This window comes from Dactylosporangium darangshiense (assembly GCF_039537565.1).
Taxonomy (GTDB): domain Bacteria; phylum Actinomycetota; class Actinomycetes; order Mycobacteriales; family Micromonosporaceae; genus Dactylosporangium; species Dactylosporangium darangshiense.
In genome coordinates this window covers 203,748-215,858 of the sequence record NZ_BAABAT010000001.1, presented here as the reverse complement: position 1 = coordinate 215,858, position 12,111 = coordinate 203,748, and the positions used below count along the sequence as shown (strand labels likewise).

The 12,111-nt window shown below is 71.8% G+C and carries 10 protein-coding genes and 1 tRNA gene; 7 read left to right on the top strand and 4 right to left on the bottom strand.

The window, feature by feature from the left end; genetic code table 11:
* Positions 1-41: 41 nt before the first annotated feature.
* Positions 42-683, top strand: a complete 642-nt coding sequence (locus tag ABD901_RS00905; protein WP_345120116.1) for an NAD(P)-dependent oxidoreductase — start codon at positions 42-44, stop codon at positions 681-683.
* Here ABD901_RS00905 and ABD901_RS00900 read toward each other — a convergent pair whose 3' ends face one another.
* Positions 684-1,517 carry an alpha/beta fold hydrolase gene (locus ABD901_RS00900; RefSeq protein WP_345120114.1) on the bottom strand — a complete coding sequence of 278 codons (834 nt, stop codon included), beginning with the start codon at positions 1,515-1,517 and terminating at the stop codon, positions 684-686.
* A 116-nt stretch (positions 1,518-1,633) separates the two neighbouring features.
* Here ABD901_RS00900 and ABD901_RS00895 point away from each other — a divergent pair, with 116 nt between their 5' ends.
* The gene (locus tag ABD901_RS00895; protein ID WP_380139857.1) at positions 1,634-2,233 is read left to right on the top strand and encodes a TetR/AcrR family transcriptional regulator; all 600 of its coding nucleotides are present in this window, start codon (positions 1,634-1,636) and stop codon (positions 2,231-2,233) included.
* Between the two features lie 44 nt (positions 2,234-2,277).
* On the opposite strand, the gene ABD901_RS00890 is transcribed toward ABD901_RS00895, so the two are convergent.
* Entirely contained in the window at positions 2,278-3,408 is a 1,131-nt protein-coding gene (locus ABD901_RS00890) for a glycoside hydrolase family 12 protein (RefSeq protein ID WP_345120109.1), read from the bottom strand.
* Positions 3,409-3,546: 138 nt separating this feature from the next.
* Here ABD901_RS00890 and ABD901_RS00885 point away from each other — a divergent pair.
* Both ABD901_RS00885 and ABD901_RS00880 read left to right on the top strand, forming a co-directional pair.
* Positions 3,547-3,619: transfer RNA gene (locus ABD901_RS00885), tRNA-Arg, on the top strand.
* Between the two features lie 22 nt (positions 3,620-3,641).
* Positions 3,642-5,354: an ankyrin repeat domain-containing protein gene (locus ABD901_RS00880; protein ID WP_345120107.1), complete on the top strand. Its 1,713-nt coding sequence runs from the start codon at positions 3,642-3,644 to the stop codon at positions 5,352-5,354.
* Here ABD901_RS00880 and ABD901_RS00875 read toward each other — a convergent pair.
* The gene (locus tag ABD901_RS00875) at positions 5,351-6,265 is read right to left on the bottom strand and encodes an endonuclease/exonuclease/phosphatase family protein (RefSeq protein WP_345120105.1); all 915 of its coding nucleotides are present in this window, start codon (positions 6,263-6,265) and stop codon (positions 5,351-5,353) included. The genes ABD901_RS00880 and ABD901_RS00875 overlap by 4 nt on opposite strands.
* Position 6,266: 1 nt before the next feature.
* Positions 6,267-6,899 (bottom strand): IclR family transcriptional regulator, encoded by a 633-nt coding sequence (locus ABD901_RS00870; protein ID WP_345120103.1) that lies wholly within the window; start codon positions 6,897-6,899, stop codon positions 6,267-6,269.
* A gap of 44 nt (positions 6,900-6,943) precedes the next feature.
* Here ABD901_RS00870 and cysS point away from each other — a divergent pair, with 44 nt between their 5' ends.
* The 3 genes from cysS to ABD901_RS00855 are packed head-to-tail and all read left to right on the top strand — an operon-like array spanning position 6,944 to position 12,095.
* The gene (gene cysS, locus ABD901_RS00865) at positions 6,944-8,350 is read left to right on the top strand and encodes a cysteine--tRNA ligase (protein ID WP_345120101.1); all 1,407 of its coding nucleotides are present in this window, start codon (positions 6,944-6,946) and stop codon (positions 8,348-8,350) included.
* 5 nt (positions 8,351-8,355) lie between these two features.
* The gene (gene rlmB, locus ABD901_RS00860) at positions 8,356-9,456 is read left to right on the top strand and encodes a 23S rRNA (guanosine(2251)-2'-O)-methyltransferase RlmB (protein ID WP_345120099.1); all 1,101 of its coding nucleotides are present in this window, start codon (positions 8,356-8,358) and stop codon (positions 9,454-9,456) included.
* Positions 9,457-9,485: 29 nt separating this feature from the next.
* Positions 9,486-12,095: an Hsp70 family protein gene (locus tag ABD901_RS00855; protein WP_345120097.1), complete on the top strand. Its 2,610-nt coding sequence runs from the start codon at positions 9,486-9,488 to the stop codon at positions 12,093-12,095.
* Positions 12,096-12,111: the final 16 nt, after the last annotated feature.

The window sequence follows — 12,111 nt, the reverse complement described above, 5'->3', positions numbered from 1 at the left end:
CGGAGGGTTTGCCGGCCAGCCGCCCGGGAAGGGCACGTCCCATGAAGATCGTGTTGTTCGGCGCCACCGGCATGGTCGGCAGCCCAATCGCGGCCGAGGCCGTACGCCATGGCCATGAGGTCGTGGCGGTCTCCCGCTCCGGAGACGCCCCCGTCGACAGCCCGCTGCTGACCGCGGTGGCGGCGGACGCCACGTCGCCCGAAAGGGTCGCCGACCTGGTCGAGGGCGCCGACGCGGTGGCGTTGGCAGTGGTGCCCCCGCGCGACGGCTCGGACCCGCGCGCGCCGTTCTCCGCCATGTACGACGCGTTGCTCGACGGCGCCCGCGCCGGCGGTGTGCGCCGTGTCGTCATCGTCGGCGGCGCCGGCTCACTCCAGGTGGCGCCGGGCATGGCCCTGCAGGACTCGCCCGGCTTCCCGGCCGAACTCAAGGGCGAATCCCAGGCACACGCCGACCTGCTCGCCAATCTGGGTGAGGTCGACGACCTGGAGTGGACCTACATCTCCCCGGCCGCGAGCATCGCGCCCGGCGAACGCACCGGAACCTTCCGCGTCGACGGCGACGCGATGCTGACCGACGCCGAAGGCAACAGCCGCATCAGTGCCGAGGACTACGCCGTCGCGTTCGTCGACGAGCTCGAGACGGCCGGGCACCCCCGGAGCCGGATCAGCGTCGCCTACTGACTACTTCGCGAGGAAGGCGAGCAGGGCCTCGTTGACCTCTTCCGCGTGCGTCCACAGCAGGCCGTGCGGCGCTCCGGTGATCTCGACGTATTCGGCCTCCGGCAACAGCTTGTGGAAGGGGCGGGCCGTCGCGTCGATCGGCAGGATGTTGTCCGCCGTGCCGTGCAGGATGAGCGTGGGCACGTCGACCTTCGGGATGTCGCTCCGGAAGTCCGTCACCCAGGTCGGCACGGCCGCGGAGGAGGCGAACCAGGACGCACCGGCGGCGACGTTCCAGCTGTTGCGCAGCGCCTCCTCGGACAGCCGGGTGCCGAGGTTCTCGTCGGTGTTGTAGAAGTTCTTGTAGAAGTCCGTGAAGTAGGCGTACCGGTCGGCCGTCACGGCGGCGAGAATGCCGTCGAAGATCTCCTGCGGCACACCCGTCGGGTTGTCGTCGGTCTTGAGCAGGAACGGCTCCAGGGACGCCAGGAACGCGGCCTTGGCGATCCGCCGCGACCCGTGGTTGCCCAGGTAGCGAGCGACCTCGCCGGTGCCCATCGAGAAGCCGACGAGGACGACGTCGGTGAGGTCGAGCGTGTCGAGCACGACCTTCAGGTCAGCGGCGAAGGTGTCGTAGTCGTAGCCGGTGGTGGGCTGGCTCGACCGGCCGAACCCGCGGCGATCGTAGGTGATGACGCGGTAGCCGGCCTTGAGCAGCGCGGCGCTCTGCTTCTCCCACGAGTGCCCGTCGAGCGGGTACCCGTGGATGAGGACGACCGGCTGACCTTCTCCGTGGTCCTCGTAGTAGAGGTCGATGCTGGTGCTGTTCTCGGTACCGACGGTGATGAACGGCATCTCTGCCTCCGGAAGATCTTGGAGAACGGCCGTTCTCCATTCATGAGGTAGCCTAGATAACGACCGTTCTCGGCGCACCGTGAGAGGTGTCACCGCTGGATCCGGCGAAGAGGGGAATAGTGAGCGCAGAGGTCCACGCGCTGGACGACGACGCCGTCCGGGCAAAGGTGCTGGAGACGGCGGACCGGCTGTACTACACGCTCGGCATCCAGGCCGTCGGCATGGACACCCTGCGCAGCGAGTCCGGTGTCTCGCTCAAGCGGCTCTACCGCCTGTTTCCCTCCAAGGAGTCCATCGTCGAACAGGTCCTGCTCCGCCGGCACGACATGTGGAACGCACTGGTCGCGGACGCGACCGCCGCACGCGATCCCCGGCAGAGCCTGCTCGCGATCTACGACATGCTGGCCCGCTGGTTCGACCAGGACGACTTCCGCGGGTGCATGTTCATCAACTCGTTCGGCGAACTGGGCGCGACCGCACCACGGGTCGCGGAGATCGTGCGCGCGCACAAAGCGAACTTCCAGGCGCGCCTGACCGAGATCGTCGCCGAGACCGGGGCGCCCGCCTCGCTGGCGCCGCAGCTGGCGATCCTCGCCGAAGGGGCGCAGACGACGGCGGCCATCTCCGGGACGAACGACGCCGCGAGGCAGGCACGGCAGGCCGCCGAGGTGCTCATCGACGCCGCGATCCGCCGCCGCGAAGGTCAGGCGGTGTAGGGTCGGGCGGCCGCCGTGGCGGGGGCGGCCGCCCGAGCATCGGGTCAGGCGTAGTCGAGCGAGAAGCTGTTGTCGGTGAAGTTCGAGCGGCCCGCCGTGCCGCTCAGTTCGAAGCCGAACTGGATCTGGCCGACCGTCACGTCGCCCCACCAGGCGTTGGTGCGCAGCCAGTTCATGACGGCCAGGACGTCCACCGTGCCCGACGTGGTGTTCGCGGTGCGGACGAACGAGAAGACCGCGTTCGCGCCGTTCGAGCCGCGGTACACGTTCCAGGTGTGGCCGCCCACGGTGACATTGCGGGCGCTCGGTACCGCGCCGTTGGAGTCGTAGGACTCGGCGATCGGGCCGACCGCGCCGTGCTGGTTGGTCCAGATCATGACCTCGTACGCGTTGTTGTTCGCCCAGATGTCGTACGCGGTCTCGTAGTCGCCGTCGGCGGGGACGGTGACGTTGAAGGAGCTGCGGACCGACGACAGGGAGCTCAGCGTGCGGTTCAAGGTCTTGCCGGTGTGCGGGTAGGACTTCACGCCGCTGGTGCGCGGGTGCTCGGCGACCACGCCCCAGTTGGTGCCGGTGCGGGCCCAGATCGTCTGCGGGCCGGCGCCGCCGCCCCAGACGTCGTTGATGATGGTGTACCCGTTGTTCGTCCACTGGTCCCAGGCGCCCGTGGCCACCCACACGGCGTCTGACGGGACGCCATTCGCGGAGGACGACGTGGGTGACGGGGTAACGGAACGGGTCGGGGTCGGTGAGTTCGTCACCGTGCCGGTGCACGCCGTTCCATTGAGCACAAACGACGACGGGACCGGGTTGCTGCTGTTGTTCCATGAGCCGTTGAAGCCGAACGACGCCGTGCCGTTGGTGGCGACCGAGCCGTTGTACCCGGCGTTCTTCGCGGTCACCTGGGCGCCGCTCTGCGTCACCGTGGCGTTCCAGGCCTGCGTGACCTGCTGGCCGGCCGTGTACGACCAGGTCAGCGTCCAGGCGCTGATCGGGTCGCCGAGGTTGGTGATCGTCACGTTCGCGCCGAAGCCGCCCGGCCATTGCGAGGCGATCGCGTACGAGACCCGGCAGCCGGTGGCGGCCGACGCCGGGAGTGCGGTGACGATGTTCGCCCCGACCGCGGCGACCGCGATCGCGGCGCCGGTGCAGAGGGCGAGAGTCCGTCTGCGCATGATCGAACGCCCTTTCTCCGAGGTATCGATGCGCTTCGACACGGGAAGCTAGACCGGGGGCTCGGAGAGGGTCAACGCGTGACGGCGCAGAAAAGCGGTCAGGCGTTGTGGGGCGTGAAAGATACACTCCAGCGCGGCAGGGCCGTAGCGCAGAGGTCGTCGCATCCGACTGCGGATCGGGAGGACGCCGGTTCGAATCCGGCCGGCACTGCCCTCGACAACAGGGGGCGCTCGTGGTTCCGGGCTGGATGCTCGAGCGGGCGGCCGCGCGGCGGCTCGCCGGCGACTGGCGCGGCGCGTGCGCGGTGGCGGGCGTCGACGTCGAGGTGGACCTGCGGGCGCTGCGGCGGGTGCACGGCGCCGAGGTCGCCGACCGGGTCGAGGACGACCTGCGCCACCTCGTGCCCGACCTGCTGCGCTGGCGGATGCCGCGGCGCCGGGACGGGCTGCTGGAGGTCGCGCGCCACTACCCGCTCGGGTTCTTCCCCGACGGGCACGCCCTGGTCGCGCGGCCGCCGGTGTGGTGGGACCGGCCGCAGCGCATCACGCTGCGCTTCGAGCGCCTCGACGGGACGTCGACCGGCCGGCGGGACGACGCGTTCGTGTTGCTCCGGGATCGCTGGGATTCCCGGTGTACAGCAGAAGCTTTGAACCGATGCGGAGGCGTGGATCGGCTGCCGTTCTTCACCCGCGCGGGTGAGCGGCTGCCCGAGGCGCTCGTGGGCGGCCAAGGGGCGGAGGGGCTGGTCGAGCGGGCCGTGCGGCTCGACGACGGCGGCCGGCCCGCGGCGGCCTGGGGCGCGGCCGGGTTCCGGCTCGAGGTGCTGCTGTTCGACCCGCGGTGGGGGCGCGAGCGGATCGACCCGGCGGCGTTTGACCCGCACCTGGCCATCGGCGAGCGCAACCGGGTGCGCGGCGAGGCGGTGCGCCGGTCGCTGGCCTGGCTGCGGCCCGTGCACACGACGCTGGCCGACGCGGCGCGCCGGGTCCGCGCGTTCCACGCCGAGCGCCGCCGCACGGCGCCGTGGGACGAGGCCGCGTGGGACGGGCCGGAGTGGGTGGCCGACGTCGACGAGGACTGCGGCCTGGCCCGCATCGACGTGCGCGGTCGCTGCCTGGTGCTTGACGGCCTCGACACGGACCGGCCGCGGGTGCGGCTCGTCGTCGGCGCGCCCTACGGGGAGGCCGACGAGGAGCGCCGCCGGGCCGAGGTCGCCGAGTTCGGCGTCGAGCTGGCGCGGGTGCCGCGGATCCCGCACGAGCTGGCCCGGCGCCCGGCGGAGCTCACCGACCCGGACGGCGCGCATCCGCTCGTGCGCGCGGCGTTGTTCCCCGAGGCGCCGCCCCTGCCGCCACCGGCCCCGCCGGTGCTGCGTGAGCGCGTCCGCGTGCACTGCGACCAGGCCACCCACGAGGTGGTCATGCGCGACGGTGCCGTCGTCCTGGCGCACACGCAGATGTCGATCACCCGCGAGAAGCTGCTCAAGGCGCTCGGCGGCCAGTTGCAGGGCTGCGTCGCGGCCCGCGACGGCTGGCGCGACCCGGCGGTGCGCATGCCGCGGCCGATGCGCGTCCTGCGCGCCGACCTGCTCGCCCTGGTCCGCCGCGGTGACGGGCCGGCCGTGGCGGCGGCGCTGGATCGCGGCCTCGACCCGCATGTGCGCGACGAGCAGGGTCGCACGCTGCTGCATCTGCTGCCCTGGCTGCTTGGCGCCGACCTCCTGCCGCGCCTGCTCGCCGTCGGGCTGCGCCTGGATGCGCGGGACGAGCGCGGCGAGACCCCGCTGCACACCGCGGTCGAAGTTGGGCCGGTCGATCTCGTGCGCGCCCTGGTCGCCGCCGGTGCCGATCCGCGCGCCCGGGCGGATGGTCCCTGGGGGCGGATGCCGCTGTCGACCAACCGCCCGGAGCTGGCGTTCCTGCGCGACCACTGGCCGGGGCGTTAGGCGAAGGCGATCCGGGCGGTGATCGGCAGGTGGTCGCTGCCGGTCTTCGGTAGCGTCCGCACGCCGGCGACCGTGGCGCCGCGGGCCATGATCTGGTCGATGCGCGCCACCGGCGCCCGGGCCGGGAAGCTCCACGCGAACCCGGAGCGCGACCAGGTCAGCCGCGAGGTGAGGGGGCGCAGGCCGCGGTCGTCGACGGTGGCGTTGAGGTCGCCGATCACCACCACGCGGCGCGCCGGCTCGGCCGCGACGAAGGCGCCGAGCTTACGCGCGCTGTCGTCGCGGCGCGAGGTGTTGAAGCCGCGCAGGCCTGGCCGCACCGACGGCAGGTGCGCGACGAATACCACCACCTCGCCGCCCGGCGCGGCCACGACTGCGCGCAGGCCGCGCCGCCAGTCGGCCTCGAGCCCCGACGGCTTGATGTCGATCGGTCCCGATTCGATGATGTGGTACCGCGACCAGAGCCCCACCGTCCCGTACACGGCATGGAACGGGTACCCGCCGGCGAGCGCACCGTCGTAGGACGGCAGCGCCTCGGGCGTGACCTCCTCCAGCCCGATGAGGTCGGGGCGGGCGGATGCGAGCGCTCGTGCGGTACCGGCGGGATCGGCATTTTCGTCGCTGACGTTGTGCTGGACCACGACGAGGTCCGCCGGGCCGTCGCCCGCCGGCAGCGCCTGCGCGCCGAACACGGCCGCCCACGCCACGGCCGGCACCAGCGCGGCGATCATGGCCGGGACGCTGCGCCGCCACACGGCGAGCTCGAAGAGGACCGGCACCGCCAGGCCCAGCCACGGCAGGAACGCCTCGAGCAGGCTGCCGAGGTTCCCGGGGGAGTCGGGCACCAGGCGGTGGCCCGCGAGCAGGGCCGCGACCAGCAGGGGCACGGCGATCGCAACGTATCTGCGCACGCTAGGACAGGGCCTTCGCGATCGCGGCGGCGGCGGAGGTGACCTCGCGCGGGACGGAGGCCGGGTCGAGCTCGGTCAGGGCGACCACCCCTACGCTCGCCTCCAGGCCCTCGACCCCGCCGATGGCGGCCGCGACGCCGTGCGCGCCCTGTTGCAGTTCGCCGGTGGTCGTGACGGCGGCGTAGTCGCCGCGGCGCCCGGCCAGGATCGCCTTGCCCGCGGCGCCGGCCTCCAGTGGGTGGCGGGATCCGCTGCGGTACGCCACGTGGAATTGCGTCCAGCTCGGCTCCACGACCGCGAGGGCGAAGGCCTCGCCCCCGTCGGCGATGGTCAGGTGCGCGGTGGCGCCCACCGTCTCGGCCAGGCGGCGCAGGGCCGGCAGGGCGGCGTCGGCGACGAGCGGCTGGGCGCGGCGGGCCAGGTGCAGCACGCCCGCGCCCAGGCGCAGGCGCCCGGACCGGTCGCGGCGGACCATGCCGTGCTCGGACAGCGTCGCGGCCAGGCGGTATATGACCGCGCGGCCGACGCCCAGGTGGGCGGCGGCCTCGGTCATGGTCAGCCCGGCGGGCGAGTCGGCGACCAGGTGCAGCAGGCGAAGGCCGCGATCCAGGGTCTGCGCCGTCTCGGTTGCCACCCGCACAGGCTAAAGGAGATGCCGCGGCGGCTACTCTTGCACGTGTGACCCTACGTCTGTATGACACCGCCTCCCGATCGGTCCGGGACTTCGTCCCGAAGACTCCCGGGCAGGTCGGCATCTACCTCTGTGGGCTCACCGTGCAGGCCGGCCCGCACATCGGGCACCTGCGCTCCGGCGTCAACTACGACGTGCTGCGCCGATGGTTCCTCAAGTCCGGCTACGCGGTGACGTTCATCCGCAACATCACCGACATCGACGACAAGGTGCTGCAGAAGGCGATCGAGGCCGGGCAGCCGTTCTGGTCGATCGCCTACGCCAACGAGCGGCTCCTCTCGGCGACCTACGAGCGTCTCGGCGTGTTGCCGCCGACCTACGAGCCGCGCGCCACCGGGCACATCCCGGAGATGCACGAGCTGATCAAGCAGCTCATCGACGACGGGCACGCCTACCCGGCCGTCGACGGCAGCGGCGACGTCTACTTCGACGTGCGGTCCTACCCGGAGTACGGCGCGCTGTCCGGGCAGAAGCCCGACGCGATGGAGCCGGCCGCCGACGGGCCCGCGCGGGCCAAGCGCGACCCGCGCGACTTCGCGCTGTGGAAGGGCGCGAAGGACGACGAACCCGCCGACGCCACCTGGCCCTCGCCGTGGGGGCGCGGCCGGCCCGGCTGGCACATCGAGTGCTCCGCCATGTGCTGGCGCTACCTCGGCACCGAGTTCGACATCCACGGCGGCGGCCTCGACCTGCAGTTCCCGCACCACGAGAACGAGATCGCGCAGTCCCGCGCGGCCGGGCACGGCTTCGCCCGCTTCTGGGTGCACCACGCCCTGCTCAACCTCGGCGGGACCAAGATGGCCAAGTCGGTGGGCAACGTCGTGACGCTCGAGGCGCTGGTCGAGTCCGGCGTGCGGCCCGTCGAGGTCCGCTACTACCTCCTCGCGCCGCACTACCGCTCGGTGATCGACTACTCGCCGGAGTCGCTGGCGGAGAACGCCACGGCGTACCAGCGGCTGGAGAACTTCGTCCTGCGCGCGGCGGAACTTGTTGGGGAAGGCGAGCTCGGCGAGGTGCCGGCGGCCTTCGCCGAGGCGCTGGACGACGACCTCAACACGTCGCGGGCTGTCGCCGTCGTGCACGACGCCGTGCGCGACGCCAACGCGGCGCTCACCGCCGCCGACGCGCCCGCGATCCGCACCGCGCTCGCGGACGTGCGGGCCATGCTCGACGTGCTCGGCGTCGACCCGCTGCACCCGCAGTGGCGTTCGAGCGAGGCCGGCGATCTGACCAAGGTGGTCGACTCGCTGGTCGCGCTCGCCCTCGAGCAGCGCGCCGCGGCGCGCACCCGGAAGGACTGGGCGGCCGCCGACTCGGTGCGCGACCAGCTCAAGCAGGCCGGCGTCGTGGTGGAGGACACCGCGGCCGGTCCACGATGGACGTTGGAGCACTGAACAAGATGCCAGGAAACTCCGAACGCCGCGGCAAGCGGGTCGTCTCGAAGAAGGGCGCCGCGAAGGGCTCCGGCGGCAAGAACCGCCAGTCATTGGCCGGGCGCGGCCGCACCCTGCCCGCCGACGAGCGGCCCTGGCACAAGGGGTACTCCGGCGACGAGGAGCTGCCGCAGCGCACCGCCTGGAAGCAGGACAAGGAGCGCCGGGCCGCGGCGGCCGAGGGGCGCGCCCCCAAGATCGGCCAGCCCGGCACCAAGCGCACCGCCGGCAAGGGCCCCTTCGGCGTGAAGAAGAAGGCCGGCGCGGCGGCGCCGTCGAGGTCGACGCCTCGGGTCTCGCCGGGCCGCAAGTCCGCGCAGCCCAAGGAAGGCCCGGAGCTGCTCGTCGGGCGTAACCCCGTCGTCGAGGCGCTGCGCACGCACGTGCCGGCCACGGCGCTCTACGTCGCGCTGGGCATCGACATGGACGAGCGCGTCAAGGAGGCGGTGCGCAGCGCCGCCGAGCGGGGCATCGCGATCCTCGAGGTGAGCCGCAACGAGCTGGACCGCATGACCGGCGGCGTGCTGCACCAGGGCCTGGGCCTGCAGGTGCCGCCGTATGCGTACGAGCCGTTCGCGGACCTGCTCGCCGCGTCGCTGGAGAGCCCGGCGCCGCTGCTCATCGCGCTGGACGGGATCACCGACCCGCGCAACCTGGGCGCGATCATCCGCTCCGCGGCGGCGTTCGGCGCGCACGGGGTCTTCCTCACCGAGCGGCGCTCCGCGGCGATCACGGCCACTGCCTGGCGTACCAGTGCGGGTGCAGCGGCACGGGTCAAGGTGTCGCAGGTGACCAACCTGACCCGCTCGCTGAAGCAGTGTCAGGAAGAAGGCTTCATCGTCGCCGGGCTCGACGCCGACGGGGAGACGTCGCTGTACGAGCTGGAGGCCGCCGTCGGCCCCCTGGTCGTCGTGGTCGGCTCGGAGGGCCGCGGCCTGTCCCGGCTGGTCGGGCAGACCTGTGACCTGCGCGTCGGCATCCCGATGATCTCCGAAGTGGAGTCGCTGAACGCCTCCGTGGCCGCCGCCGTGACCCTCGCCGAGGTGGCGCGTCGTCGCACGGCGTAGATCTTGAAGGTCGACCCTAGTATGGGCCGGTGACTCAGCCTCAGCAGGGCTTCGCCATCGGGGTCGATCTCGGCACGTCCAACACCGTTGCGGTGATTCGTCACCCCGACGGCCGCACCCGCCCGCTGCTCGTCGACGGCGCACCGATCATGCCCTCCGGCGTGTACGTCGACGAGCACGGCCGGCTGCACGTCGGCCGGGACGCGCACCGCATGGCCGGGCTCGACCCGTCGCGCTTCGAGCCCAACCCGAAGCGGCGTATCGACGAGCTTGCCGTGCTGCTCGGCGACCGTGAGATCGCCACCGTCGACCTGCTGGCCGCGATCCTGGCCGCTGTGGCCCGCGCCGCCGTGGAGGCGGTCGGGTTCCTGCCGGCCGCGGTGCTCACACACCCTGCGGCCTGGGGCGCCCGCCGCCGCGAGACCCTCGCCGAGGCGGCTCGCCGGGCCGGCTGGCCTCCCGTCCGGCTCGTCCCCGAGCCCGTCGCCGCCGCCCGCTACTTCGCCGACGTCCTGCGCCGCCCGGTCGCCGTCGGTTCCGCGCTCGCCGTCTTCGACTTCGGCGGCGGCACCTTGGACGTCGCTGTCGTGCGCAACGACAACGGCCGCTTCACCGTCGTGGCCTCCGGCGGTGTGGAGGACCTCGGCGGGCTCGACGTGGACGCCGCGATCATCGAGCACCTCGGGACCGTCATCCAGCCGACCGCGCCCGACGTGTGGGCCGTCATCCAGCGCCCGCAGTCCACCTCGCAGCGCCGCGATCGGCGGTTGTTCTGGGAGGACGTGCGCGGGGCCAAGGAGATGCTGTCGCGGACCACGGTCGCCCCCATCACCTTGCCCGGGCGCGACCAGGCTCTCCATCTGACCCGCGAGGAGCTGGAGCGGGTTACCGAGCCGCTCATTCGGCGGGCCGTGTGGCAGACGGCCAACGTCGTGCACTCCGCCGGGCTGCGCCCCGACCAGCTGGCCGGGATGTTCCTGGTTGGCGGGTCGTCGCGGCTGCCCTTGGCGGCGCGGCTCCTGCATGCGGAGTTGGGGATTGCGCCGACGGTACTCGAGCAGCCCGAACTGCCTGTGGCTGAAGGCGCTCTGGCCGAGCTCGTGCCGGTCGGTTACGTCACCGAGTCGGTTCCCGTCGCGCCTCCGACAGCGGCTTATCCGGCGGCGGCTCATCCGCCTGTTCCGGTTTCAGGGGTGCCAGTTTCACCCCCGACTGCGCCAATTTCTCCGGTTTCGGGCGGTTTTGGCGGCGCGCCCGTTTCGGCGCCCCCGATTTCCGTGCCGCCGCCGGCTCCCGTACGGCGGCGTCGGACCGGGCTGCTTGTCGGGGCCGTTGCTGCGGTCGTGGTGCTCGCCCTAGTCGCCGGGGGTGGGTACTGGTTCTTCTTCCGCGACAAGATCAACGCCGTGAACTTCAAGACGGTGTCGAGCGCCGGTGAGCTCTCGTTGGCCGGCGAGGACGCCTCGATCACCTACCCCGTCACCGCGACGCTGGGCTCGCGCACCTACGCGAGCTGGATCGCCGACAAGAAGTTCCACCTGGTCGCGTACGACCTCGACGACAAGAAGAAGGCGTGGTCGTACGACCTCGACACCGACGCCTACCGCTGGCAACTCCTGCCGAACGCGAACGGGCTGATTCTGATCGGATCCGGCGGTACCGCGAAACCAACACTTCGGCTGCTGAACACCTCCAACGGCAAAGAGCGCGCGCAGCTGGAGTTCGCCACCGACGACCGTGTCCTGTTCCTCGACTCGGTCTGGGTCGTGCACTCCGGCGCCAGCAAGAAGACCAATGCCTACGCGTGGGACGGCACGTGGAAGTGGTCGGTCGACGACGACAAGAAGTCGACGGACATCCGCGGCCCGGTCAACGCCACCGACCTGCGTGGCCCGGCCGATTTCGGCGGCGGCCCCACCAACCGCGACACCAAGTCCCGCACGAAGTACATCTCGATCGACGGCGGCAAGATCAACCTCCGCGACGCCACGAACGGCGGCAAGATCGTGCGCAGCTGGAACGACACCAGCGACAGTTACGCCGAGTACGCGATGTCCGACGACAAGCTGTTCGTCTACGGCACCAGCTACAAGTACACGGTCAAGGCGTACGACCTGAGCAAGGAGGGCGAGCCGGACCAGCTCTACGCCGGCGACGACAAGCACCGCATCTCGTCCATCGCCACTTGCGGCGCCGGCCGGTTCTGCGTGCTCGACTCGGCCGCCTCCGACGGCTCCGACACCACGCTGCACATGCTCTCGGTCGCCGACAAGAAGGAGCTGTGGCACCGCGACGCCAAGAACACCGCCCTGCTCGTCCCCGTGGGCAAGCAGATCCTGGCCACGGCGGTTTCGAGCGGCGATTCCAGCCGGTTGTACAGCGAGGACGGCACTCAGCTGCTCAAGCCTGAGGACCAGGACGCGTACGGGGTCCGGGTGACCAATGGCAGTCTGCTGTTCTTCGCCAAGGCCCCGTCGCAGTACGCCGCGGACCTCGCTCTGGTCGGCGTCACGTCTTCGGACGGCTCGCGGGTCGCCCTGGGTACCCTGCCCAAGGTTTCGAGTTCCAGCTGCTCGTGGAACGCCACGAAGATCGCCTGCATCGCCGGCGCGAAGCTGCAGGTCTGGTCTTTCGCCTGATAGCAAGAGGCGGCGC

Bases quoted from the DNA above. Each gene is read 5' to 3' on its own strand.
- ABD901_RS00905 (WP_345120116.1), top strand. From the start codon at position 42: ATGAAGATCGTGTTGTTCGGCGCCACCGGCATGGTCGGCAGCCCAATC.
- ABD901_RS00900 (WP_345120114.1), bottom strand. From the start codon at position 1,517: ATGCCGTTCATCACCGTCGGTACCGAGAACAGCACCAGCATCGACCTC.
- ABD901_RS00890 (WP_345120109.1), bottom strand. From the start codon at position 3,408: ATGCGCAGACGGACTCTCGCCCTCTGCACCGGCGCCGCGATCGCGGTC.
- rlmB (WP_345120099.1), top strand. From the start codon at position 8,356: ATGCCAGGAAACTCCGAACGCCGCGGCAAGCGGGTCGTCTCGAAGAAG.